Source organism: Paenibacillus sp. J5C2022 (genome assembly GCF_025567625.1).
In the GTDB taxonomy this organism is placed as follows: domain Bacteria; phylum Bacillota; class Bacilli; order Paenibacillales; family Paenibacillaceae; genus Pristimantibacillus.
Genome location: NZ_JAOQJC010000013.1, coordinates 116,976 through 141,325 on the forward strand (window position 1 = coordinate 116,976; position 24,350 = coordinate 141,325).

Consider the following 24,350-nt stretch of genomic DNA (forward strand, 5'->3'; position numbering starts at 1 on the left):
GACGGAAGACCGGAATGGTACCGGACCGCCGCCAACTTCATAATGTTTAAGCCAATTTTAAGCTTTCCTTAAACATTGGGCCAATCCTGGCTTGTCAACAACTGCTAACGCCGATGGCGGCTGCTGATGCGCATTGCTTTATAGCCAACCTATGTCGAGTATGATAGAATCATAGATATGTTTGATTACTGTGCTAAAGCATCCGGAGCGCGACAGCGCTTCCTATATTCAAGGAGGTACAAGGTTTATGGCGGCTAAGAAAATGCGTTCAGACATGATCAAGAAAGGCTTCGACCGCGCGCCTCATCGCAGCCTGCTGCGTGCAGCCGGTGTGAAAGAAGAGGACTTCGACAAACCGTTCATCGCGGTGTGCAACTCTTACATTGATATCATTCCCGGACACGTGCATCTCCAGGAATTCGGCAAGCTGGTGAAGGAAGCGATTCGCGAAGCCGGCGGCGTGCCGTTCGAGTTCAACACGATCGGCGTAGACGACGGCATCGCGATGGGACATATCGGCATGCGCTACTCCCTCGCCAGCCGCGAGATTATTGCAGACTCCGTAGAGACTGTCGTTAACGCTCACTGGTTCGACGGCATGGTGTGCATCCCGAACTGCGACAAGATTACTCCCGGCATGATTCTGGGTGCCCTGCGCGTCAACATTCCGACGATGCTGGTCAGCGGCGGACCGATGAAGGCGGGCAAGACGTCCGACGGACGCTCCATCTCGCTCTCCAGCGTATTCGAAGGCGTCGGCGCTTATCAGTCCGGCAAGATCGATGACAATCAGCTGATGGAGCTGGAGCAATTCGGATGTCCGACCTGCGGCTCCTGCTCCGGCATGTTCACGGCCAACTCCATGAACTGTCTGGCGGAAGGTCTGGGGCTTGCGTTGCCGGGCAACGGCACCATACTGGCAGTATCCCCGGAACGGAAGGAATTCGTCAAGGAAGCAGCACGTCAACTGATGAAGATTATCGAGTTGGGCATCAAGCCACGCGACATCGTCACGGAAGAAGCGATCGACAACGCCTTCGCTCTGGATATGGCGATGGGCGGTTCCACGAATACCGTGCTTCATACGCTGGCCATTGCGCATGAAGCGGGCATCGATTATCCCATCGAGCGCATTAACGAAGTAGCGGAGCGCGTGCCGCATCTGGCCAAGATCGCGCCGGCATCCGACTACCATATCGAAGACGTGCATGAGGCCGGCGGCGTAAGCGCCGTTCTGCACGAGCTGTTCAAGAAGGAAGGCGCGCTGCACGGCGACTGCATTACCGTCACCGGCAAGACGCTCCGCGAGAACGTCGAAGGCTGCGAGATTCAGAACACCGACGTTGTTCGCACGATCGACAATCCGCATACGGAGCGCGGCGGACTGGCAGTGCTGTTCGGCAACCTGGCTCCGAACGGAGCGATCATCAAGACAGGAGCTGTCGACAAGTCAGTCGGCGGCTATCATAAAGGTCCTGCCATCTGCTTCGACTCGCAGGACGAAGCGCTCGCGGGCATCGCGAACGGCAAGATTAAGGAAGGCGACGTCGTCATCATCCGTTACGAAGGCCCTCGCGGCGGTCCGGGCATGCCTGAGATGCTTGCTCCGACATCGCAGATCGTCGGAATGGGACTTGGCGCCAAGGTGGCGCTCATTACCGACGGACGCTTCTCCGGCGCATCCCGCGGCATCAGCATCGGCCATGCTTCGCCTGAAGCGGCCGAGGGCGGACCAATCGCATTCGTGCGTGACGGCGATATTGTCGAGATCGACATGAACAACCGTACGATGGATGTGCTGATCAGCGACGAGGAGTTCGAGAAGCGCCGTGCGGAATGGCCGGGCTTCGAGCTGAAGATCAAGCGCGGCTACCTGGCGCGTTACGCACATCTGGTCACCTCCGCCAGCACTGGCGGCGTAATGAAGATGTAGAGCATGAAGTTCTTGAGCCCTCGGGATTGCCTCCTAGCGATTCCGGGGGCTTTGTGTCTATACGGGTATGATCACGCTTTCATTTTTGCACAAGAGCACACAGAGAGGCAGCCCGCGCACCTGCCATCAGATGCGTATCGGTCTGCCTCTCTTACATTCCATGATCCTGTTATATATAAACCTATAATGCCGTCGTCTTGGAGCCTATAGCCGATGACTCATCCGCGGCTCCCGCTATCGCTCGATCCACTGGCGAGCGCAGCAGGTCAGCGGTCCCCTCCTGCAGATTGCTCAAGCCCGCCGCCGCATATTGCCGTACCCGTTGCATCGGCATCAGCAGCATGCGCGGCGACGACGCATCCTTAAGCCGCTTGCTGCGCTCCTTCTGACGCTTGCCGGAATCGGACGGGGTCAGCACCTTCGTAAGCAGCCGCAAGTACACATTGGTGGAACGAGCGAACAAGCCGTCAGGCAGCCGGAACACCTCGAAGCCAAGCCGATCCGCTCCGCGATGTATCATCGTTACGCCATACACCGCCTTGATGTCCGATGCATCGGGATCTTCCGCCAGCTGCATCGCCAGCTGCGGCAGCGCATGCTCTACTTCACGAATGACCCTCAGTCCCGCTGCAAGTGGCGACTTGTATCGGGCGGCGATTCTCGACAGCATCCCATTGTCGAAGTGAAGCTCAGCGACAGCGTCTCCCTTGCCGATCGTGCCTCCTTCGGCAAATTCCACAGTCTGGCCGCTATAGGTGGTCACCCTATAGTGGAAGGATGGCTGATCGCTTTCCCCCACCTGCTTCAAGCGGAACGCTGCGTGGAAGGCCTTCTCCCAGAGCAGCCAAAGCGAGATGAGCGTCCGCTTGATCAGAGAAGGCTTCCGGCTCGCATCAGACAACTTGATCATCTGCGTGATGTTGACGAAGGAATAGCCCTGTTGCGTCCCTTGCTCCAGATAGGCCTCCAGCGCAATGAGCATATTGCGCGGGGCAGCCTTATCCGCGCCGAACGTCTTCCCGCAGTCGTGCAGCAGCAGCACTTCGCCCGGACGCAGCTTCTTCATCATTCTTCGCTGCAGCCGCTCCGCGCCGACCCGAATGCGCCAGTCTCCGAACAGAGACGACCACAGAATAATTTGCAAATACCCCAGATTGGAATAATCGAATAAGTTTACAATGCCCCAGGGGGGGCGATAGTAGTTGGAGCGTTCTCCGGTAGCCGTCTCGATAATAGCGTTGGTCTTCTCAATCTGACGCTTTACCGTCCTGGGCCGCATGAGCCAGTTCGACTTGTGCACGTAGTTATGAATACCGATGTCATGCCCTTCATCCTTCATTCTGCGAAGCAGATCGAGCTCCTTCTCCGCATGGGAGCCGACAACGAAGAACGTGGCTTTCGCATTGTACCGCTTCAACAAGTCGAGCAGCTGTGGCGTATAATTTGAATCCGGACCGTCATCGAAGGTAAGCGCGATCTCCTTCTCCGCTTTCCCTCGCTTGAACACCCGGAAACCAAAAGTACGGCTTATGACACCTGGAAGAAACGCATAAAATGTCATCACATAAAATACCCACAGCAGAAAATTCTCCATGTTTGTCTTCCCCACCGTAAATGATTTTTTTCATTTAATTGTATCATACTTGAATAAAAAATAGGTACATTCCGTATAAACTATAGTACAATCTTATTGGAAATATTATAAAGCTATCATCAACAATTAATGGAAGGAAAGATGACCGTGCTCCCATTTTACAAGAAATACTGGCGTACCGCATTTGACATCGGACTGATCGTACTGACCGTATTTCTCATCATGTTTGCCTTTAGTTACATTTATAAAATCGCAACTCCCATCATATTCGCCTTGATTATATTTATTTTCATAGAACCACTCGCGAAACGGCTGAACAAATGGGGCATCAAAAAATCGATAGCTGCCGGCATATCGGTCGTCTTGTTCACGCTCCTCATCCTCGGCGCTTTCTCGGGAGCGGCATTTCTGATTACGAAGCAAGGCACGCAGCTTATTAACGATTTTCCGAAGTATCAGGAATCGCTGACGAAGCAGATCGGCTTCATCACGAAAGAGCTTGAGCTTCAACTGGACAAGCTGCCTCCCGACTTCGATCTGGCAGAGCGTATGCAGGAGTTTATTAAAGGCAGTTCAGAAAATTTAAAAAACCTTGCAATGGCTTTCCTGGGCGGATTGGTTGGATATGTTTCGTTCGTATCCTCGTTTATTTTCAATTTTTCGATCGGCATCATATTGGCTTATTTCCTTAGCATCGAAATTATTTCATGGCGGAAAGTGGCCTCGGAGAAAACGCCGAAAACGTTCAAAACCGCCTTTTTGTTCCTTAGAGACAATGTATTCAAAGGAATTGCCACTTATATTAAAGCCCAGGCCAAAATGATCAGCATTACGTTTATCGTCATCTTTATTTCTCTGATCGCGCTGAACGTAAGCAATTCATTTATCATTGCACTGGTGGCTGCGATATTCGACATTTTGCCGATACTGGGCGTCAGCACATTGTTCATACCGTGGATTATCTATCTGTTCATCGTGGGCAAAACTTCGCTGGCGATATGGCTGACGGTATTATGGCTGGTAGTCACGCTGACGAGACAGATTCTGGAGCCGAAAATTACCGGGGATTCCCTCGGCGTATCGGCCTTCACCATGCTGTCGGCCATGATTATCTCCTTGTCGCTGTTCGGCATCGCCGGAGTCATTCTATCGCCAATTCTGGTCATCCTGATCAAATCGCTCTATGCGCAGGGATACCTGCAGCGCTGGATCCGCAAGCCTATCGACGAGTATGATACGCCCGACGACCCCGACAATCCGGCCGGCGGGCAGCCGATTAACGGCGGATAGACCGTTCAGACATAAGTGAGCGGGAAGCTTCCTCGTGGCTTGCGGCGATGTCCATCACCTCACGGAATATTCGCGTTGCCAGATGGGAGCTGCCCGGCGCCCGGTAGGCTGCCAGTACCGCAACTGCATAGCGAGGCGATTCCACTGGGCCGAAGCCCGCGAACCACTGATGGTTGCGCGCGGCTCCGGCCTTCGTCGTTTCCGCCGTTCCCGACTTGCCGGCCAGCTTCCAGCGCCCGCTGCGAATCGCCATGCCCGTCCCCCGATCGACTACCTCTTCCATTCGCCGAATCAGCCACGATGCGGTCTCTCTGCCTATCCTCCCATTGCCCTTCACCGCGTGACGGGGGAAGCGGACCATACTCTGACCGTTCGCATAACGAATCTCGCTCACTAGCCGCGGCTCCATCACTTCGCCTCCATGCAACAGCGTTACAATCAGATTGGCCGCCTGCAGAGGACTGATGCGGACATCCCGCTGCCCGATGCCCGTCTGCGCCATCACTCCCCCGTCCCGAACCATCCCGGAGGCTGACGACGGGAAGACACGGCCTGGCTCTTCCTCCTCCAGAAGCCGAAGCTGCCTGACACCCTTCCCGCTGCGCTTGTCGCTATGCCAGCCGATTCTGCCCTCCATGCCAAGCTTCTCGGCCATCCGCTCCAACTGTGCCGGCTGCAGCCGTTCCGCCAAGGTGGCGAACACGATATTGCAGGAGTGAGCGAGACCTTCCGCCAACGTAATATCGCCGTGCCCTTCCTTCTTCCAGCATGACAGCCGATACTTGCCGTACTCCCCGCTGCAGTGGAAGTGTTCCCCGCTCTTCGCCACTCCCGCCTCCAGAGCGGCTGCAGCGGTAACCAACTTGAAGATTGAGCCTGGTTCAACGGCCTTCAACGCATAATTGCTCCACTCCGATCCATCGGACGTAGCGAATCGGTCCGGGTGCAATTCCGGGATCGATACCATCGCTGCTACATCGCCGCTTGCAGCATCCAATACGACGATAGCCCCTTCCTTCAGTCCGCTGTGCATGGCATACGCTTCTAATTTATTCTGCAGCTCCAGATCGATTGTAGTCACAACCTGCAGCGGATAGTAGGGATTGCGAGGAGCGATCAACCGCAGATCGAGACCGTTCAACGGCTTATTGCAACCGTCAATGAAATAAGATACGGATACCGGTCCGATTCCGTGCAGATAGGAGTCAAGCGACTTCTCCAGCCCCGTGCCGCCCACTTGCTCGGCCAGATGATGCTTGCCGCTTACCAGCTCCTTGCTGAATCGGGCCGTCACCCATTCCGGATGCTGACTTGTAAAGCCGATGAAATGCTTGGCGGCGAATGCGCTGATATACCTGTTGCGGTAAGCCAGCACTCTTGCGCCCTCGAGCTGAAGCCGCTTGATGGCCTGTACTTGCTCCCGCTGCAGTTGCATAGGCTTGTCACTACCCGTCTCGGGCCAAAACTTCGGCTCGCGCAGTCCGTCCCAGAACCGGGCTATGGCTTCCGGCTCCGCGTGCAGCACCTCCCCGAGCTCCCTTAAAGCTGTCCCATTGCCCCGAATCGAAGGCACAACAGGAAACAAAGCAAGCGCGTCATACGTCTCCCCCGTGATGGGATTGCCGTAGCGGTCGAGGAAATCGCCTCTGCCCGTATCCAACACAAGCTGTCGTTGCCGCTGCGTGACCGCGTACCGCTTCCACCCGTCCTTGGCCGGAACGTTGACAGGTCTTGCCATATTGCCGCCAGGGGCCAGCTGCAGCCATGCAATCCGTCCCAGACAGCCCAGTAGAAGCAGACTGAACATGACGGCTATCGCCAGCATGCGATTCATGCGCTTCCCTGTATCCATGTCTACGCCCCTCCTCTATCGCCAAGCGGGTATTCCTTACCTCCTTAGTGTTCCTCCCTTTCCATGCGATAAACGCAAAAACTGCTCAAGCGATTGAAACGGTTTTCCGTTCCTTTGCTTGAGCAGCCCGTTAGCCGATCTGAAATTTATTCCATTTTGAACTTGGCGAGCGATTCTTGCAGCGCCTTGGATACAGAATCCAGCTTATTGGACAAGCTGACCAGATTCTCACTGATGCTAAGCTGCTCGGAGCTTAAGGATGCAACCTCCTCCGAAGTGGCCGACGATTGCTGTGCCACAGCACTCACATTCGTCATCGCCTCCGACAGCACGGACTGGGTATGATCCAGCTCTTGAATGGACACCGTAACAAGTCCCAGCTTATCCTTGAACTGTCCCATCTGACCTTGAACCGACAAGAAGATGCTGCTCGCTTCCTTCACCGAGCTGATCTGTTCCTGGAACATTGGATATGCCTTGGACAGTACGTTCACAGTTTCCTCAATTTCTGATTGGATGCTGGCCGTAATTTGACCGACGACTTCAATGGACTGCTTAGACTGATCCGCCAATTGCCGGATTTCGTCCGCTACGACCATGAAGCCTTTCCCTGCCGCTCCCGCGCGTGCCGCCTCAATCGTAGCATTGAGCGACAGAATATTCGTTTGCTTGGTCAGATTGTTGAGCACATCCAGTATTTTCACGATGGAGCTGGTGCTTTCCTTGAGCGCTTCGACCTTCTCCACCATCGACCTTGTCATCTCTTCCGTCATGCCCGTCCGCTCGATCAACAGGTTCATATGGGCCGTTCCTTGTTCGCTGGCCGATTCCACATCTGCTGCGGATTCCGTCATCTGCACATTCGCAGACATGACTTCCTTCATCTGCGTATTGATATTGCCCGTCAAGTCGCTGCCTTTCTCCGCTTCCACCGCCAGGCTCGTCGCCCCGCCGGCAATCTCATCCGTTGCAATAGAGATCTCCTTCGCCGCTATGGACGTCTTCTTGGATGCGTCCGTCAGTTCGCTTGCCGTTGCAATAACCTCTGCGGCGGATTGGGTCGTATGCACAGCCAGCGTCTTAATCTGACTCATCATCTCATTGAAGCTGTCCGCCAGCTGCCCGATCTCGTCCTTGCGGCCTTTCACTTGCGATTGGATCGTCAGGTTGCCGCCGGCTCCTTCCACCATCAGATTGCGCAATTGCGTTAGCGGCCTGGCGATCGTCAGAATGACGAAGATACCGATCGCAATAGCCAATACCGCTGCGATGAGTACAGCATCGACCATCGATTCTTGAATGACGCCCGCCTGCTCGGCCAGCATGCCGACCGGTATCGTGCCGACAAGCCGCCAATCCGGGGCCACACTGAACTGCTTGTACACTGCCAGCACGTCATCACCATCGGAAGTTTTCAGTTCCAGGCTTCCCTCTAACGCCTCGTTTCCTTCCGAAGGCAGCGCAACGGCGGATGGCTGTCCGATCAGCGCTTTATCGGAATGCTGCACATAATGACCGGATATGCTCTCGATTGTCAGCATGCTGCCCTCGCCCAGATTGACCTCGCTGTAATTATCCGCAATTTTGCCGAGCGGCAGCTCAATGACCAGCATGTATGAGTTTTGCGAGTTTTGAATATTTTTAATCAGTCTTGCGACAGCGATGGAATCGCGATGCCCCGATACAATTATGCCGCTTTCCTGCGGCTCGATCCAGTTCGTTCTACCGTCCAGCTCTACCGTTTTTTTGAACCATTCGCTTTCGAAGAGCACTTCTTTGTCTACCGTTCTGGACGCTCCGGCGAGAATCATGCCTCCGTCTTTTTTCATCGGAATAAGGGCCGCGCCAGCTATGCTGTCATTGCTCATTATATAGTTATTCAGCTTCTCGGATAGCTCCCGGTTCGCACTTAAGCTCTGGAAGGCATCCTTGGTCTCCGCAAGCACTTCGAGATTCTCGCTCATGACTTTGTCTATGACGATCTGCAGCGTCAAGTCGACATAGGTGCGGAACCGGACGTCCAGGTTATTGGCCACCTGCTGGACCGTCTGGAAGCTGGCTTGCGATACATTGTCTACGATGAGACGCTTCGCCTGCAAGTAAGACATGGCGCTGACGAAGTAGACGCATGCCACGATACTGATAAGAATAATCAAGAATAGCTTCTTGCCGACAGACTTGAGAGGATTGGAGATGACAGCTTGCTTGATCAGCGCGAACCAATCGTTTTTCGGAGCGCGCGTCTTGTCTCCCGCTTCCAAAGTCCCTGATTTCTTTCCATCTGCTTGCCCATTTTGTTCATCCTGATTCTTTCGACCTAGCATGCTTCTGGCACCGCCTTTATAGTATGTAATAAGTATGTAGTCCGCAACGATTAGAAATATGCGGCGACTGACAGAGAAAATCATACAAACTTACTATTATGTTATCGACTGATTACGACCGATTGATTATAGCTCATATACAAAAAAGTGTAATACAATTGCAAACTGACCATAAGAAGCCGACTTATCCGGATGGATAAATCGGCTTCTTATTGATAACGATCATTCCCGCTACAATTTGAATTTCGTCAATGTCTCCTTCAACCCTCGGGATACAGCATCCAACTGCTCGGACAGCTTGACCAATCCTTCGCTTACATTCAATTGCTCGCTGCTGAGCGATGCCACCTCTTCCGAAGTCGCCGACGATTCCTCCGCTACCGCGCTCACATTGGTCATCGCTTCGGCCAGCACATTTTGCGATTTCTCCAGCTCCGCTACGGAGCTCGTTACATCGTCAAGCCGTTGCTGGAAGCCGCCCATCTGGCCTTGTACGGACAAGAAGATGCCGTTCGCTTCTTTCACCGATTCGACTTGCTCACGGAACAACGGGTACGCCTCGGACAACACATTTACCGTCTCTTCGATTTCACCGCTGATTCGCTCCGTAATGCCCGCGACAATGTCGATCGATTGCTTGGACTGATCCGCCAGCTGGCGGATCTCATCCGCTACAACCATGAAGCCTTTGCCGGCTGCCCCGGCACGCGCAGCTTCAATCGTCGCATTCAGCGACAGAATGTTCGTCTGCTTCGTCAAGTTATTGAGCACATCCAATATTTTCACGATTGAGGTGGTGCTGTCCTTCAGGGCGTCCACCTTCTCCACCATCGCCCGCGTCATATTCTCCGTTCGCTCCGTCTTCTGCATCAGCGCTCCCATATGGTCGGTACCGCTCTTGCTTGCCAGCTCGACCTCGCCGGCCGAACGAACCATCTCTTCATTGGCTGTCATCACTTCCTTCATCTGGCTCTGGATATGGAACGACAGATCCGAGCCTCGCTCCGATTCCATCGCCAGACTGGTTGCCCCTTTCGCGATCTCTTCCGTAGCAACCGATATTTCCCTTGCCGACAACGCTGTACGACGGGATGATTCCGTAAGCTCGCCGGCAGTCGCCAGCACTTGCTCGGCCGATTGCGTCGTCTGATTCGCCAGCTCCGAGATTTGAACCATCATCCGATTGAAGCTCTCGCTCAGCCTGAATATTTCATCCCGCCGCTTCTTCAGCGTAGAGCGGACTGTCAGGTTGCCGCTTGCCCCTTCCTCCATCAGCTCCGACAGCTTCACAATCGGGCGTGCGATCGTCAAGATGACCAGATATCCGATGGCAATCGCGATGAGCGCCGCCAGAAGCGCCGTTACCAAGGTAACATCCCGGATGACATGCGCCGCCTTCACAAGCTCCTGAACCGGAATAGTTCCTACCAGACGCCAATCCATTGCATGGAAGGAACGGTAAGCGGCAAGCACTTCGTTCCCGTCGCGCTTCGCCAGCGTATCCGCTCCATTGACCTCGGGATCGACAGGCAAGGTAATGGGAGCTTGCGTGCCGATAAGCGCACTGTCGTTCGATGCGATATAATTCCCTTCCATATCCAGAATGGATAGCTCGCTGCCATCGCCCAGTACGACATCGCTGTAGTGCTCGCTTATGGATTCCACAGGAATCTCCATAAGAAGAACATAATTGGCCCTGCTTGTCACACTATTGTTCAATTGCCGGCCCAGCGCGATGGAAGGCAGCTGGCTTGCTGTCGCCAGCCCGGTGGATTGCGGCTCGACCCAATATGTGCCGCCGTTTAAATCCATAATTTTTTTGAACCAATCCGTTTCCATCAGTTCAGCCGCTCTCGACGTATCCGCATTGCCTACAGCAATCGGCTTCAATTTCTCTTGAAGTGGCAGGAGCAGAATGCCTTTGATGGAATCGTTGCTGAGCGATATGTATTGCAGCATATCCGTTATTTTCTTCGTCGCTTCGAATTTGGAATATTCGTCTTCCGCATTGAGCAATGCGCTCGATGTGTCATGAAAGTCCTTGTCTACCAGGAACTGCATGGAAATATCCTCATAGGTTTTGAATACGATATCCAGATTGTCCGCAACTTGATTAATCGTCTGAAAGCTGGCGTCCGAAACTTTCGTCTCCACGATATCCTTCGTCTTGGAATAAGCCAGCATGCCAATCGTAATGACGCATGCCAGAATGCTCCCGAATATAATCAGAAATAGCTTGATCCCGACCGACTTGAATGGATTAATGGATATGGTTGCGCTTACAACCGGATTGTTGACAGACTTCATGACATACACCGCCTTCAGCTGGAATGAAAATGAGTGGAAAATTGGCTAATGCCAACGAATAATGACGAATTGCAGGATCGTTATCGTCTATTATTTGGGATATAGCTCCTGTTGTCAATGACAGGAATGAGAAAAAAAGACTATCCTCTCCGTATTATCGGCATAGAGGCTAGTCTTTTCAAGGACCTTTGAACGATATTATTTAATTTTTTTGCGCATCATATCCATCGGCTTCACCGGCTTTAACGTACGAATACGCAAATGCTGCATGGGATGCCTTGCCGCATCCAGCGCGTTGCCGTCCGTATCCTGCAGTTCTGTTACCGTCTGCTTGAAAAACCTGCCCCCGGGACCGACGAATTCAACCTCTTGACCCGGTCTGAAATGATTGCGCTGCTGAATGGTAGCAAAGCCGCTCGCATCGTCATAATCCAGTACAACTGCCGCAAAATCGTAAGGCGCCGCCTTGTCTTCGGGACCGTAGATGTGATCTTCCGCTCCCGGCGTGTCCAGGAAAAATCCCGTATTGAGCGGTCGGTTGGCCGCTTTATGAACCTCGTCGATCCACTCCTGCTTCAGCTCGAAATTATCCGGGTCCGCGAAATATGCGTCGATCGCCTGACGATAGGCATTCACGACGGTGGCGACGTAATGGATGCTCTTCATCCGCCCTTCAATCTTGAAGCTGTCCACGCCCACCTCGATCAGCTCCGGCAAATATTGAATCATGCACAGATCCTTGGAGCCCATCGTAAATTGGTCCGCTTCCTCTTCATACATGGGAGCGTCGTCGAGGAACAGATCGTACTTCCAGCGGCAGGACTGGCAACAGCCTCCCCGATTGGAATCGCGGTCCGTGAAGTGATTGGACAGCACGCAACGGCCGGAATACGAGGAGCACATGGCGCCGTGAATGAACGCCTCAATCTCGATATCGACATGCTCCTTAATCTCGGCGATCTCCTGGAAGCTCGTCTCACGGGCCAACACGACGCGCGGCAATCCTTCTTCCTTCCAGAATTGAACCGTCTGCCAGTTCATCGTCGACTGCTGCGTGCTGAGGTGAACCTCCAGCTTGGGCGCTACGCGCTGTGCAGTCTCAATAATGATGGGGTCCGCTGCTATAATCGCCGCGATGCCCACCTCTTCCAGCTTGCGCAGATAATGCTCCAGCTCGTCTCCGATGTCTTCGTTGTGCGCATAAATGTTCGTGGCGACGAACACTTTCGCACCGTACCTATTCGCGAACTCTACGCCTTCCCTCATCTCTTCGAAGCTGAAATTGTCCGCATTGGAGCGAAGGCCGTATTTCTGTCCGCCGATATAGACGGCATCCGCGCCGTAATGGATGGCGAACTTCAGCTTCTCCAGATTGCCTGCGGGCGCAAGCAGCTCCGGCCGTTCCAGCCGATGCCGCTTGCCCTTGTAGCGAGGAGTCGTCTTCGTCATATTGCTCATCTTGCTGCACCTCCTTAACGTGCTATCAATTAATACACTTGCTCTTTATAGAAAAATCCGAAGCTGAGCTCCCTGTCCGGGTCTTGCACGGCAGTGACAGGCTCCAGCCATTCGTCCTGAAACTCGTAATTGTCGGGGTCGGCCATATACGTATCGATGATGCGGCGATATGTCCGAACGACCACTTCGTTATAGTCGACGGACTTCATGATGCCTTCGATCTTCAGGCTGTCCACCTTGGCTTCCAGCAGCTCGTGCAAATTCTCCAGCATGCAGATATCGTCAGAGCTCATAATATGGGTTCCGCTGGCATCCTCATAGATGGGATACTGCTCATCCGGCCGCTCCGCTTCCTTCAAGTAAAGGCCCAGCTCCTTCTCATAGCCTTCCAGCCTGTCGCCTTCCGTCTGATGATCCATATAGCTGTGGAGCAGCGAACGCTTGGAATGATAAATATTGGTCATTCCGTGCACCTGCACTTGTACTTCCAGGCTGGTCTTCTCCTTCGTCTCCACAACCTGCTCCATATTCAACTCCCGGGCCAGCACGAAGCGTGTCGCTCCCCGGCGGCCCCAGTACTCCGCCGTCATATAATTCGTCGAGGTCATCTCCGCATTCCAATGGAGTCCCATGCCGGGAGCATGGGTTCTGGCCGCCATCAGGACGGCGGGATCGCCGAATACGATGGCATCCACGCCAATCTCTTGCAGGAAGGCGATGTAAGCAGGCATTTCCGCCAGCGATGCATTATCGATCAGATGGTTCATAGACACGTAGATGCGAACGCCGTTCGGCTTCGCCAGTTCGACTGCAGACTTGATCATCTCTTGCGTGAATTCACCCGCGGGCCTGGTAGCATATTTCGACTCGCCAATGACGAAGGCGTCGGCCCCGGCGGCCATTAACCGCTTCAGCTCCTCCAGCGAGGAAGCTGTAGCGAGCAATTCCGGTTTGTAGGACATATGCGTGTGTCCTCCTTTCACTTGATGTTACTCCGCCGTCTTCTCGCTGGCGGCGATATTGCGCTGATGCTCTTTATAGGTTTTGGCGAACAGATGCGACTGCGTGCCGTCTTTCTTCGTGACATAGAACAAGTAGTCCGTATCCGCAGGATACAGGGCCGCTTCGATGGATGCAATGCTGGGACTTGCGATCGGTCCCGGCGGCAATCCGTCAATTTTGTACGTGTTATAAGGACTGTCGATCTCCAGATCCTTATGCAGCAGACGCTCCTTCTGCTCCCCTAACGCATATTGCACGGTGGCGTCGATCTGCAGCCGCATCGGCTGCTTCAGACGGTTGTAGATGACGCTGGCGACAAGCGGCCTCTCTTCATCGACGACAACCTCGCGTTCCACCAGCGATGCGACAGTCATAATCTCATGAAGCGAACGCCCCGACTCTCCCAGCACCTCCTGCCAATCCTCTGGCAAGGTGTCCAGCTTGCGGTCCGTCTCCTGCAGCATGCGCTGGATGATGACTTCTTCCGAGCTGTCCCTCTTCACTGCATACGTCTCAGGGAACAGATAACCCTCCAGACGCTGCTTGATTCCTGTCTGCTCCTTCGGAACGGACAATACCGCTTCAGCGTCGCTCCACGTGCGGTCTTCGCCCGCCAGCTGCAGGAACTTGGCGGGATCAACCAGCCCTTCCTTGCCCAGCTTCTGTGCAATCTGCTCCACGGTGTAGCCTTCAGGAATGGTGAATTGCACCGTCTCCGCCTCCACGACATCGCCAGTGTTCAGCATGTTGATAATCGTGGCGTTATCCATGCCGGGGTGAAATTCGTATACCCCTGCCTGGAACTTTGCGCCTTCATCTTTCATTTGCAAATAATAGCCGAATAAAAATCCGTTTTTTATAATTCCGTTTTTCTCCAAAGTATCCGCTACGCCATTGGCCGACATCCCTCGCGATATCGTCACCTTCTTCGGCTCGCCTTTCGGCAGCGGCTGCAGATTGCTCCACAAATAGAAGAGTACTGCGCATGCGGCTATCGCCATAATGCCAAGCAGACTCAGAGCGACCCAGAAGGATACGACCCAGGCTCTGGGACCTTTTTTCGCCTTGCGCCTTTTTTTCTTTTTCGAAGTCTCCTTCTCTTCCACATTATCCAACCTTCTACACCTCTTCTTCAAGTTTCGCCACACCGGAACAATGAGCATGATTCCCGGAGGAAGGATGCATTTCGACAAAAAGAGCGGTTGTCAGCCGCCCTCTTGTCATTTGCGTATACAATTGTGACCGATCAAGGTCTTGCATCGTCTGCAAAAAACAAATCGTCGTACGCCTCCGAGACCGCTTCCCACTCATCATCGTCCCCAATGCTCTCCAAAGCAGGCTCCGAGCCGGAGAGATCGACTCGAAAAAACTCCACTTCATCATCGTCCCGCATATCTTCGGACTGCAGAGCGGCATAGCGGATATCTCCCAGCAGCCATTCCGCTTTAATGCGGAATACAAGCGCCAAGCCGTCTTCGCCGTGCAGCTCCACTTCGTTGCCGAATGCATCCTTCAGGACGCTTCCCGCCGGAAATAATGCCCCTTGTCCTTCACGGACCATTAATCCTGATCCTCCATCTCTCCAAGCAACGTGTTGAACGTTTCTTCCACGATGTTCCACTCTTCTTCATCTTCGATGGTGTACAGCTTCAAGTCATCGCCGTCTTCCTCATAGCGGAACGCGTATACCTCGTCCTCTTCTTCATTGTCGCTAATGAGAGGGACGACCATCATATATTTCTTATCGGAATCATCCATCTCGAATTTCATGATGACCTCGAATTCTTCCTCATTGCCTTCATCGTCCGGAATGTAGATAATTTCCGGCTCTTCGTACTTCATCTCTTCGTTTGTCATGTTTACCCTCACCTTTTCGTTATAGAATCGAGATAATTTTGCAAAATAAGCGTTGCCGCCATTTTGTCCACAACCCGCTTTCGCTTCTTGCGGCTTACATCGGCTTCAAGCAGTGTCCGCTCCGCGGCTACCGTCGTCAGCCTTTCATCCCAAAGGTGAACAGGTAAATCCAGTTGCTGGCCAAGCTGCTCGGCGAAGGTCATCGTCAATTCGCCGCGCGGGCCGATCGTGCCGTTCATATTCTTCGGCAAGCCCACCACAATCTCCGATACTTCATGCTCCCGAATCATCTCCGCCAATCGGTCCAGCTCACTGCCGTCCCGTCTCCGCTCGACGACGGCAACGCCTTGTGCCGTCCATCGCAGCGCATCGCTGATCGCAACACCAATATTGCGGTCACCGTAATCCAATCCCATGATTCTCATCCCAGTGCGGCCCCTTGCGTCATTGATTCTTGTGCTGCAGATAGAAACGGACCAGTTCTTCAATCAGCTCGTCCCGTTCCTTCTTGCGGATCAAGCTTCTGGCGTTGTTGTGCCGCGGAATATACGCAGGGTCACCGGACAATAAATAACCGACAATCTGATTAATGGGATGATACTCCTTCTCCAGCAGCGCTTCATGCACCTTCAGCAGAATGTCCTCCGAAGATGTCTCTTCCGCATCTGCCTTCACATTAAACTTCATCGTTTGGTCCATTGAACTCATCAGGCAGCACCTCGCTTTCCACAACGCATACTAACTATTGTTACACATCTCTACTATATCACACTTGCTCCGCCCGTCACCAGTTCTTGAGCAAGTTTCAATGCTTCATCGAGCTTGGAGGCGTCTTTCCCTCCCGCTTGCGCCATATCCGGACGTCCTCCGCCATTGCCTCCGCAATGCTGAGCCGCTTCCTTGATGATTTTGCCGGCATGATAGCCCTTCTTCACCAAGTCCTGCGAGACGGCCGCGGCCAGGTTCACTTTGTCTCCCTGTACGGCGCCCAGCACGATAACGCTTGAGCCCAGCTGAGGCTTCAGCTCATCGACAATGCCGCGCAGCGCATCCATGGAAGGTGCGTTCACCTTGGCGCACAACACTGTAATGTCTCCCGCCTTCACTGCGGCTGACAGCAGCGAGCCCGCTTCGATGCGGCTCAGCTTCGCCTGCAGCGATTCATTGTCGCGCGACAGCTCCTTCACTTGCCCAAGCAGCGATTCCAGACGCTTCGGAACGTCGGCAATATTAGACTTGAGCAAGGACGCCGCTTGCTTCAGCAGCTCCAGCTGTTCTTCGTAGTAGCTGTAAGCCTGCTTCCCGCTCACCGCCTCGATCCGTCTGACGCCGGAGCCGATGCCGCTCTCGGAGAGCAGCTTGAATTGTCCGATCTGCGAAGTGTTGCCTACGTGGCAGCCGCCGCACAGCTCCAGGCTGTAATCGCCGACCTTCACAACCCGCACGATGTCACCGTACTTCTCACCGAACAGCGCCATCGCTCCCATCGCCTTGGCCTCATCCAGCGACCGCAGGCTAATGTCCACATCGGTGCCAAGCCAGATCTGCTCGTTCACCTTGCGCTCGATCGCCGCCAGCTCCTCGTCCGTAATGGAGCCGAAGTGCGAGAAGTCGAAGCGCAGTCGCTCCGCTTCCACTAGCGAGCCGGCCTGATTGACATGATCGCCGAGCACTTCCTTGAGCGCTTTGTGCAGCAGATGCGTAGCGGTATGATTTTTAATAATATCTTCACGCACTGCACGATCGACGACAGCCTTCGCCGCGGCCCCCGTTGATACGGTTCCGCTGACGACGACAGCATGATGCAGATTCTGCCCATGCGGCGCCTTGGTCACGTCCTCCACCTTAATCGTGAAGCCTTCTCCTTCAATCGTGCCTTTGTCGCCGATCTGACCGCCGCTTTCTGCGTAGAACGGTGTGCGATCCAGTATGAGCGCAATGCGGCTTCCATCATCCGCTTGACCGACAATAGCATCCTCTAGCACAATCGCCTTTATTTCACAGTCTGTTACCAACTCATTATAGCCAACAAATTCGCTTTTATCCGTTATATCGGAGAGCGGGCCTCCCTGCACATTCATGCTTCCCGTATCCTGACGGGCAGCGCGGGCGCGTTCGCGCTGCGCCTCCATGGCGGCGTCGAAGCCGTCCCTGTCTACGGTCATGCCATGCTCCGCCGCATAATCCTCCGTCAAGTCGAACGGGAAGCCGTATGTGTCGTACAGCTTGAAGGCGTCGTCGCCGCCGATAACGGCCGAGCCCGATTGCTTCGCTTGCTCCGCCAGCTGCGACAGCAGCACCAAGCCGTCTGACAGCGTCTCGTGGAACCGCTCCTCTTCCGTGCGGATAACGCGTTCAATGAATTCCTTCTTCTCCACCACTTCCGGATAGTAGACGCCCATCACTTCTCCCACGACAGGAGTAAGCTCGTGCAGGAACGGACGGTCTATGCCAAGCGTCTTGCCGTAACGTACCGCGCGGCGCAGAAGCCTTCTAATGATGTAACCGCGCCCTTCGTTCGAAGGCATTACTCCGTCGCCTACGGAGAAGACGACTGTGCGGATATGGTCGGCAATAACCTTCAGAGCGATATCATGCTCCGCATTCGCTCCGTAGGCGACGCCTGCAAGCTGGCATGTCCGGTTAATGATAGGGAGGAACAAGTCCGTATCGAAGTTGGAATCCACGTCCTGCAGAATGGATGCGAACCGCTCCAGCCCCGCCCCCGTATCGATGTTCTTGTTTGGCAGCGGCGTATAGCTGCCATCCTTGTTATGATTGAATTGGGAGAATACGAGATTCCACACTTCCAGGAAGCGCTCGTTCTCCCCGCCCGGCCAGCACTCGGGATCGGTTAGATCGCCGTACTTCTCGCCGCGGTCGTAGAAGATCTCCGTACAAGGGCCGCAAGGTCCCTCTCCGATGTCCCAGAAGTTCTCCTCCAGCTTATAGATGCGCTCTTCCGGCAGACCGATTACTTCGTTCCACAGCTTGAACGCTTCCTCGTCCTCCGGATAGACCGTTACCGACAATCTGTCGGGATCGAAGCCGATCCACTTCTTGTCGGTCAGGAATTCCCAGGCCCACTTGATCGTCTCTTCCTTGAAGTAATCGCCGATGGAGAAGTTGCCCAGCATTTCGAAGAAGGTGTGATGACGCTTCGTCTTGCCCACATTCTCGATATCGTTCGTGCGTATGCACTTCTGGGAATTGGCGATGCGCGGATTGTCCGGCTTCACCCTGCCGTCAAAATAAGGCTTGAGCGGCGCCATTCCCGCATTTATCCATAACAAGGACGGATCGTTGTGCGGCACAAGCGATGCGCTCGGTTCAATATTGTGTCCTTTGCTCTCAAAAAACGCCAGCCATTTCGCACGAATATCACTTGCTTTCATTAACGTCTTCCTCCTTCAAATTAAGCAAACAAAACAACATGAAATTACCCCACATGTGGAGCGCCGCTTCGAAGCTAACTCAGGTACTTTGTGGGGACCCCGGAACTCATAAATTCTACGAATAAAAAAAGCCCTGTCAATGACAGGGACGAATGAATGTTCGCGGTACCACCCTGGTTATTGGTCCCTGACGGGCACAATCTCCTTGTAGGACGATAACGGGTCCAGCCGGTGAGGTTCGTTCACACTCCGAAAAGAGCTTTCGGCCAACCTTCGACATGAGAGCTCTCTCAACCGACGCCGGGCGCATCATTCCTGAACGGACATGCGCGTCCTGCGAAGAAGCTCTCTCTCTGGCTGACGGGCTTTGGCCTACTTGTTTTCATCAACGCTTTAACATATATGTACAGATTATATCGCTGCTGTCGGCAACGTGTCAAATCTCTTTCCTTTCTTCTACCGTATGATCTTCCTGCGCACATAATAGGCGAACATATGCTGAACAATGACTTTGCAAGCGGCGAATATCGGCACAGCCAAGATCATGCCTACAATACCGGCGATTTCCCCTCCCACGAGCAATGCGAAGATGATAAGCAGAGGGTGCAAATGCAGCGTTCGGCCTACTACTTGTGGTGAGATGACATTGCCTTCGAGAATTTGACAAGTCGTGTTGACGATCGCCACCAGCACCATCATCTTCAACGATACGGTGGACGCCATCAGCAACGCCGGAGCGGCCCCGAAGAAAGGACCCAGATAAGGAATGACGTTCGTAACGGCTACAATGCCCGCCAGCAGCAGCGCATAAGGCATCCCGATCAGCAAATAGCCGATATACGCCAGTATGCCTACAATGAGACAGACGAGAAATTGCCCTCGAATATAGCTGCCTAGCGCATGGTCGATGTCCTTCATCAAGCGAACGGTATTCTGCCGGTGCGACTTCGGCAAGTACGTAATGATCGCCCGCTCGAACACTTCGAAATCTTTCAGGATATAGAAGGCCAGGAACGGGATAATGAAGGCGATGAATACGGCGCCAAGCACATTGCCGATATTGTTGACGAATTGGAACAGCGTCTCCGATATCCGCTTCTCGATCGCTGTCAGCGACCTGTTCACACCGTCCCGGAAGCTGTCCGGCAGGAACGACGTATTGTTCATGTCGGTTACGAAGTTCTCGGCTCGCATGCTCAGCTCGGGCAGGTGACGGTTCAACTGCTGCACCTGATCGATGAACATCGGAATGATATTGACGAGCAGTACAGTCACGACCGCGCAGAACACAGCATAGATGAGCAGCACCGCAATCGTCCGCGGCACTTTCCGCTCATGGAGAAGCGTCACGACTGGATTCAGCACATAAGAGATAATCATGGCGATAATGAATGGACCGAGCACCGCCTTCAGAAAATCATAAACGGACACGATCAGCGGCTTAAGCATATAAAGGAAATAAACCGCAATAAGACACAATATGAAATAGACGAGCCAGACAAATAAACGGTTGCCCGTAAAGCGCTCCATCCCGCTCACCCCCCAGTTCCTGCACAATAAGTCCACTCAGGCATCGACAACCCAAGGCTTACTTCATTATATGTACATGCCCGGGGAATCATCCAAAAATAACACCGGAACTATAATTCTATTTATGAAAAAAGAAGACGGTCCCAGGGACCGTCTTCACGTTCACTTAATTCACATGCACTTCAGTTGCCGCTTCGTCTTCAAAAAACAGATCGTCAAGCGAGCTCAGCGTACCGTCTTCCTCGACCTGATAGACCGACATTTTGTCGCCGTTCACCGTCAGTTCAATAAAGCAGCCCCAGCAATAAAATTGGTGGGAACCGATTTTTCCGATATCTTTGCTATTGCAATTCGGACATCTCATCATCATAACACTTCTCCCTATTCACTGAAATTGGAAGCTGCGACTGGCTCCAATTCCGATTCACTGACGGCAGGAACGATAATCGCGTCTTCTCCGAGCAACACCTCATCCGGATCACCCGGTGCCTTAAGCCACTTGCGCCCTTCCATCAGATCCGAAACAAAACCGTCAGTAAGCTCGTAGCCTACTATTTGTGTACCCTGAAACGGGTAAAAATAAACATCCGATAGTCTTCCAAGCTGCACGCCCGCGCTCGTCACGACAGGCAAGTCCTTCAGCTTCACGATTCCCGAGAGGAACGCGCGCTGCACGAGCCCCTGCTTCATCGTTAACACCGCTTGTTCATTGCCGATCATGATGGCATCGCTGCCGCAGTTCAGAACCTCGCTCCACTTGACCACGCGCACGCTTGCGGCGAACCACTTGGCGAACTCCAGCACCAGGCCCTGCAGCTGCCAATGCTCATCGAACCAGGCGTCCTTCACCTTGCCGACAAGCTTCCCGGTATCGTTCACGTAGACTGGAAGCCCGATTAATTGCTGAAGTCTGATCAATTCGACTCGGAGCCCTCCTACTTGCTGGTACGAATGCGGCTCGCAATTCTCGCTACGAGAGGAGCGGCATTCTGAATTTCCTCCATAGTATTCCCCAATCCGAAGCTGAATCTTACCGCGGATTGCAGACGTTCGGGCGGCAGCTTCATCGCCTCGAGCACATGGGAGCGTTCCAATGATCCGGAAGTACAGGCGGAACCGCTTGACGCCGCAATGCCGGACATGTCCAAATTCATCAGCATGGACTCCGTATCGACGCCGATAAAGCTTAGATTGGCAATATGGGGCAGACGGCGGGTCGCGTGACCGTTGACGACAACTTCCACATCATGATGCAGTTCCTCTTTAAGCAGCTCTATCCATCTCTTACGTAATTTCTCCGTAAATAGTTGCTTGCTCGGCCGTTCGTTCACACAAATGTCAAGGGCTGCGGCGAAGCCGGCAATTCCGACGACATTCTCCGTGCCGGCTCTTCGCTTGCGCTCTTGCGAGCCCCCGTGCTGAAGCGCCTCGAACGGGACGCCCGTGCGGACGTATAACGCGCCTACTCCTTGCGGACCATTAATTTTATGCGCAGAGAAGCTCATGAAGTCAACCGGCAATTCCTGGAGCCGGTATTGCATCCAGCCTAGCGACTGCACGGCATCCACATGGAACAGCGCGCCGCCGGCATGGGCAATATCGCCGATCGCTTCGATCGGCTGCAGCGTTCCTACCTCGTTGTTGCCGTGCATAACGCTGACGAGCGCAGTCTCCGGCGTCATGGCGTCCTTCACATGCTGCGGGTCGATCAATCCCGTCCCGTCGACGGGAACGACCGTCAGCGTGAATCCTTCCTCCCGGTGCAGCCACTCGCACGTATGAAGCACGGCGTGATGCTCCACCGCGGAGGTAATAATATGATTGCGTCCCAGCCGCTTCTGCGCCCTCGCGGCTCCGATCAACGCGGCGTTATCGCTCTCGGTCCCGCCGGATGTGAACAGAAGCTCCGGCGGGCGGCAGCCGACACTACTGGAAACAAGATCACGCGCACGGGTGAGCCGGCTTCTGGCCGCTCTTCCGTACGCGTGAATGCTGGAGGCATTGCCGCCCGGCCCTTTCATCAGCTCCAGCATCCGCTCCATGACTTCAGGATGCATCGGGGTCGTAGCAGCATGGTCGAAGTAATAGCTATTCATCGGTTTCACCTGTTAAATATAGAACATGTAATTGTTCTGATTTTCTTCATCCTTGTAGGAGATCAGATTCTCCAGCGTCGTGGAGTCCAGCACTTCCGCAATACTGTCGCGAATGCGCAGCCACAACTGGCGCTTCGCGGGATCGTCCTCTTCCGTGAAGTCGACCGGAGAGATTGGCCCTTCCAGAATGCGGATAATATCGCCTGACGTGATCTCCGCCGGCTCCTTGGACAGCACATAGCCTCCGTATGCGCCGCGGATGCTCTTGACCAGCCCGGCATTGCGCAGCGGCGCCACCAGCTGCTCCAAATAATGCTCGGACAGCCCGTTCCGCTCCGCAATGCTCTTGAGCGAGATCGGCCCTTCTCCGTAATTCGCTGCCAGCTCCATCATAATCGTGAGGCCGTAACGGCCCTTCGTTGATATTTTCAAGGTAACACCCCTTAATTCTCACTGTTTTCCCATCATTCCTATATGGTAACATATCCAATGCCTATCTTGTAAAGTAAGGTTGTCGTCTTCATGAATTTATTGCAGGATTATGGTACAATGAATGTTGCTCTAATCAACAAGGTGGTGAAGCGGAAATGACAAAAACAAATGCGGAAACCCGTGTCGTGATCGGCATGTCCGGAGGGGTGGATTCCTCTGTGGCGGCCCTGCTGCTGAAGCAGCAAGGTTATGATGTCGTCGGCATATTCATGAAAAACTGGGACGATACCGATGAGTTCGGACACTGTACGGCTGAGGAGGACGCCGAGGATGTAAGACGCGTCTGCGATGAGATCGGCATCCCTTATTATACCGTCAACTTCGAAAAGCAGTATTTCGATAAAGTGTTTACTTATTTCCTGGATGAATATAAAAAGGGACGTACGCCCAATCCCGATGTCATGTGCAATCGCGAAATCAAATTCGGCGATTTCCTGAATAAAGCGATGGAATTGAATGCGGATTATCTCGCCACCGGCCATTATGCCAGGGTCGAGCGCACAAGCGATGGACTGACGAAGCTGCTGCGGGGCGTGGATAGCGGCAAAGACCAGACGTACTTCCTCAGCGCGTTGAGCCAGCGCCAGCTGGAGAAGGCCATGTTCCCGATCGGCCATCTGCCGAAGCCGGAGGTGCGCCGAATCGCGGAAGCCGCAGGACTGCATACCGCCAAGAAGAAGGACAGCACCGGTGTATGCTTTATCGGGGAACGCAACTTCAAGGAATTCCTGAGCGGATACCTGCCCGCCCAGCCCGGCGATATGATCGATATTCGGACAGGCGAACGCAAGGGCCGCCACGACGGACTTATGTATTATACGCTGGGACAGCGGCAAGGGCTTGGCATCGGCGGCTCCGGCTCCGGCGAGCCATGGTTCGTCGCCGATAAGGATCTGGACAACAATGTGCTGTACGTCGTGCAAGGGGAGAAGCATTCCAGCTTGTACTCGGAGAGCCTCATTGCGATCGGCATGAACTGGATCGTGCCGCTTGCGGATGAGAGCGGAACGATCCATTGCACGGCCAAGTTCCGCTACCGCCAGCCGGATCAGGAAGTAACGGTAACGCCGGGCAAGGACGGCACGGCGCATATCTTGTTCAAGGAGCCTCAGAAGGCCATTACGCCGGGACAGGCCGTCGTCCTGTACGACGGTGAAGTATGCCTCGGCGGCGGCAGTATCGACATCGTGAACAAGCTGCAATAGCGGCGTACCGGGAAA

Annotated in this window: 20 protein-coding genes; 3 read left to right on the forward strand and 17 right to left on the reverse strand. The window is 53.9% G+C overall.

From position 1 onward, the window contains the following. The first annotated feature begins 247 nt into the window (after window positions 1-247). On the forward strand, window positions 248-1,933 hold the full coding sequence (gene ilvD / locus M6D81_RS13035; RefSeq protein ID WP_262677337.1) for a dihydroxy-acid dehydratase: 1,686 nt from the start codon (window positions 248-250) through the stop codon (window positions 1,931-1,933). A 181-nt stretch (window positions 1,934-2,114) separates the two neighbouring features. Here ilvD and M6D81_RS13040 read toward each other — a convergent pair whose 3' ends face one another. After that, the gene (locus M6D81_RS13040) at window positions 2,115-3,527 is read right to left on the reverse strand and encodes a polysaccharide deacetylase family protein (protein ID WP_262677338.1); all 1,413 of its coding nucleotides are present in this window, start codon (window positions 3,525-3,527) and stop codon (window positions 2,115-2,117) included. Window positions 3,528-3,668: 141 nt separating this feature from the next. On the opposite strand from M6D81_RS13040, the gene ytvI reads away from it, so the two are divergent. Further along, complete coding sequence (ytvI, locus tag M6D81_RS13045; protein WP_317259119.1) at window positions 3,669-4,817, forward strand: sporulation integral membrane protein YtvI; 1,149 nt, start codon at window positions 3,669-3,671, stop codon at window positions 4,815-4,817. Here ytvI and M6D81_RS13050 read toward each other — a convergent pair. The 16 genes from M6D81_RS13050 to cymR form a co-directional block, all read right to left on the reverse strand. Further along, window positions 4,804-6,669 (reverse strand): peptidoglycan D,D-transpeptidase FtsI family protein, encoded by a 1,866-nt coding sequence (locus tag M6D81_RS13050; protein ID WP_262677339.1) that lies wholly within the window; start codon window positions 6,667-6,669, stop codon window positions 4,804-4,806. The two genes, ytvI and M6D81_RS13050, sit on opposite strands and share 14 nt — an antisense overlap. Before the next feature lie 146 nt (window positions 6,670-6,815). After that, window positions 6,816-8,993 carry a methyl-accepting chemotaxis protein gene (locus M6D81_RS13055; protein ID WP_262677340.1) on the reverse strand — a complete coding sequence of 726 codons (2,178 nt, stop codon included), beginning with the start codon at window positions 8,991-8,993 and terminating at the stop codon, window positions 6,816-6,818. Between the two features lie 231 nt (window positions 8,994-9,224). Beyond that, window positions 9,225-11,300, reverse strand: coding sequence for a methyl-accepting chemotaxis protein (locus M6D81_RS13060; RefSeq protein WP_262677341.1), 2,076 nt, complete (start codon window positions 11,298-11,300; stop codon window positions 9,225-9,227). A 198-nt stretch (window positions 11,301-11,498) separates the two neighbouring features. After that, on the reverse strand, window positions 11,499-12,758 hold the full coding sequence (locus M6D81_RS13065) for a peptidase U32 family protein (protein ID WP_262677343.1): 1,260 nt from the start codon (window positions 12,756-12,758) through the stop codon (window positions 11,499-11,501). 29 nt (window positions 12,759-12,787) lie between these two features. Then, window positions 12,788-13,720: a peptidase U32 family protein gene (locus M6D81_RS13070; RefSeq protein ID WP_262677344.1), complete on the reverse strand. Its 933-nt coding sequence runs from the start codon at window positions 13,718-13,720 to the stop codon at window positions 12,788-12,790. A gap of 27 nt (window positions 13,721-13,747) precedes the next feature. Beyond that, on the reverse strand, window positions 13,748-14,866 hold the full coding sequence (gene mltG, locus M6D81_RS13075) for an endolytic transglycosylase MltG (protein ID WP_262677375.1): 1,119 nt from the start codon (window positions 14,864-14,866) through the stop codon (window positions 13,748-13,750). 140 nt (window positions 14,867-15,006) lie between these two features. Further along, window positions 15,007-15,321: a DUF1292 domain-containing protein gene (locus M6D81_RS13080; RefSeq protein WP_262677345.1), complete on the reverse strand. Its 315-nt coding sequence runs from the start codon at window positions 15,319-15,321 to the stop codon at window positions 15,007-15,009. Then, window positions 15,321-15,617: a DUF1292 domain-containing protein gene (locus tag M6D81_RS13085; protein ID WP_262677346.1), complete on the reverse strand. Its 297-nt coding sequence runs from the start codon at window positions 15,615-15,617 to the stop codon at window positions 15,321-15,323. The genes M6D81_RS13080 and M6D81_RS13085 overlap by 1 nt, the downstream gene beginning before the upstream one ends. 8 nt (window positions 15,618-15,625) lie before the next feature. Next, window positions 15,626-16,042 carry a Holliday junction resolvase RuvX gene (gene ruvX, locus M6D81_RS13090; RefSeq protein WP_262677347.1) on the reverse strand — a complete coding sequence of 139 codons (417 nt, stop codon included), beginning with the start codon at window positions 16,040-16,042 and terminating at the stop codon, window positions 15,626-15,628. Between the two features lie 19 nt (window positions 16,043-16,061). Further along, complete coding sequence (locus tag M6D81_RS13095; protein WP_262677349.1) at window positions 16,062-16,325, reverse strand: IreB family regulatory phosphoprotein; 264 nt, start codon at window positions 16,323-16,325, stop codon at window positions 16,062-16,064. Window positions 16,326-16,378: 53 nt separating this feature from the next. Further along, window positions 16,379-19,012 carry an alanine--tRNA ligase gene (gene alaS, locus M6D81_RS13100; protein ID WP_262677350.1) on the reverse strand — a complete coding sequence of 878 codons (2,634 nt, stop codon included), beginning with the start codon at window positions 19,010-19,012 and terminating at the stop codon, window positions 16,379-16,381. A gap of 456 nt (window positions 19,013-19,468) precedes the next feature. Beyond that, on the reverse strand, window positions 19,469-20,542 hold the full coding sequence (locus tag M6D81_RS13105) for an AI-2E family transporter (RefSeq protein WP_262677351.1): 1,074 nt from the start codon (window positions 20,540-20,542) through the stop codon (window positions 19,469-19,471). A gap of 166 nt (window positions 20,543-20,708) precedes the next feature. Continuing rightward, window positions 20,709-20,909, reverse strand: coding sequence for a hypothetical protein (locus M6D81_RS13110; protein ID WP_262677376.1), 201 nt, complete (start codon window positions 20,907-20,909; stop codon window positions 20,709-20,711). 14 nt (window positions 20,910-20,923) lie between these two features. Further along, window positions 20,924-21,460 carry a PRC-barrel domain-containing protein gene (locus M6D81_RS13115; protein WP_262677352.1) on the reverse strand — a complete coding sequence of 179 codons (537 nt, stop codon included), beginning with the start codon at window positions 21,458-21,460 and terminating at the stop codon, window positions 20,924-20,926. A gap of 17 nt (window positions 21,461-21,477) precedes the next feature. Next, window positions 21,478-22,638 (reverse strand): cysteine desulfurase family protein, encoded by a 1,161-nt coding sequence (locus M6D81_RS13120; RefSeq protein ID WP_262677353.1) that lies wholly within the window; start codon window positions 22,636-22,638, stop codon window positions 21,478-21,480. Window positions 22,639-22,650: 12 nt separating this feature from the next. Continuing rightward, window positions 22,651-23,070: a cysteine metabolism transcriptional regulator CymR gene (cymR, locus tag M6D81_RS13125; RefSeq protein ID WP_262677354.1), complete on the reverse strand. Its 420-nt coding sequence runs from the start codon at window positions 23,068-23,070 to the stop codon at window positions 22,651-22,653. A gap of 155 nt (window positions 23,071-23,225) precedes the next feature. Between cymR and mnmA the strand changes: the two genes are divergently transcribed. Beyond that, entirely contained in the window at window positions 23,226-24,335 is a 1,110-nt protein-coding gene (gene mnmA / locus M6D81_RS13130; RefSeq protein ID WP_262677355.1) for a tRNA 2-thiouridine(34) synthase MnmA, read from the forward strand. Window positions 24,336-24,350: the final 15 nt, after the last annotated feature.

Excerpts from the sequence above, each read along its gene's own strand:
- ilvD (WP_262677337.1), top strand. The coding sequence starts at position 248 with ATGGCGGCTAAGAAAATGCGTTCAGACATGATCAAGAAAGGCTTCGAC.
- M6D81_RS13040 (WP_262677338.1), bottom strand. The coding sequence starts at position 3,527 with ATGGAGAATTTTCTGCTGTGGGTATTTTATGTGATGACATTTTATGCG.
- ytvI (WP_317259119.1), top strand. The coding sequence starts at position 3,669 with ATGACCGTGCTCCCATTTTACAAGAAATACTGGCGTACCGCATTTGAC.
- M6D81_RS13050 (WP_262677339.1), bottom strand. The coding sequence starts at position 6,669 with ATGGATACAGGGAAGCGCATGAATCGCATGCTGGCGATAGCCGTCATG.
- M6D81_RS13055 (WP_262677340.1), bottom strand. The coding sequence starts at position 8,993 with ATGCTAGGTCGAAAGAATCAGGATGAACAAAATGGGCAAGCAGATGGA.
- M6D81_RS13060 (WP_262677341.1), bottom strand. The coding sequence starts at position 11,300 with ATGAAGTCTGTCAACAATCCGGTTGTAAGCGCAACCATATCCATTAAT.
- M6D81_RS13065 (WP_262677343.1), bottom strand. The coding sequence starts at position 12,758 with ATGAGCAATATGACGAAGACGACTCCTCGCTACAAGGGCAAGCGGCAT.
- M6D81_RS13070 (WP_262677344.1), bottom strand. The coding sequence starts at position 13,720 with ATGTCCTACAAACCGGAATTGCTCGCTACAGCTTCCTCGCTGGAGGAG.
- M6D81_RS13080 (WP_262677345.1), bottom strand. The coding sequence starts at position 15,321 with ATGGTCCGTGAAGGACAAGGGGCATTATTTCCGGCGGGAAGCGTCCTG.
- M6D81_RS13085 (WP_262677346.1), bottom strand. The coding sequence starts at position 15,617 with ATGACAAACGAAGAGATGAAGTACGAAGAGCCGGAAATTATCTACATT.
- ruvX (WP_262677347.1), bottom strand. The coding sequence starts at position 16,042 with ATGAGAATCATGGGATTGGATTACGGTGACCGCAATATTGGTGTTGCG.
- M6D81_RS13095 (WP_262677349.1), bottom strand. The coding sequence starts at position 16,325 with ATGAGTTCAATGGACCAAACGATGAAGTTTAATGTGAAGGCAGATGCG.
- alaS (WP_262677350.1), bottom strand. The coding sequence starts at position 19,012 with ATGAAAGCAAGTGATATTCGTGCGAAATGGCTGGCGTTTTTTGAGAGC.
- M6D81_RS13105 (WP_262677351.1), bottom strand. The coding sequence starts at position 20,542 with ATGGAGCGCTTTACGGGCAACCGTTTATTTGTCTGGCTCGTCTATTTC.
- M6D81_RS13110 (WP_262677376.1), bottom strand. The coding sequence starts at position 20,909 with ATGATGAGATGTCCGAATTGCAATAGCAAAGATATCGGAAAAATCGGT.
- M6D81_RS13120 (WP_262677353.1), bottom strand. The coding sequence starts at position 22,638 with ATGAATAGCTATTACTTCGACCATGCTGCTACGACCCCGATGCATCCT.
- mnmA (WP_262677355.1), top strand. The coding sequence starts at position 23,226 with ATGACAAAAACAAATGCGGAAACCCGTGTCGTGATCGGCATGTCCGGA.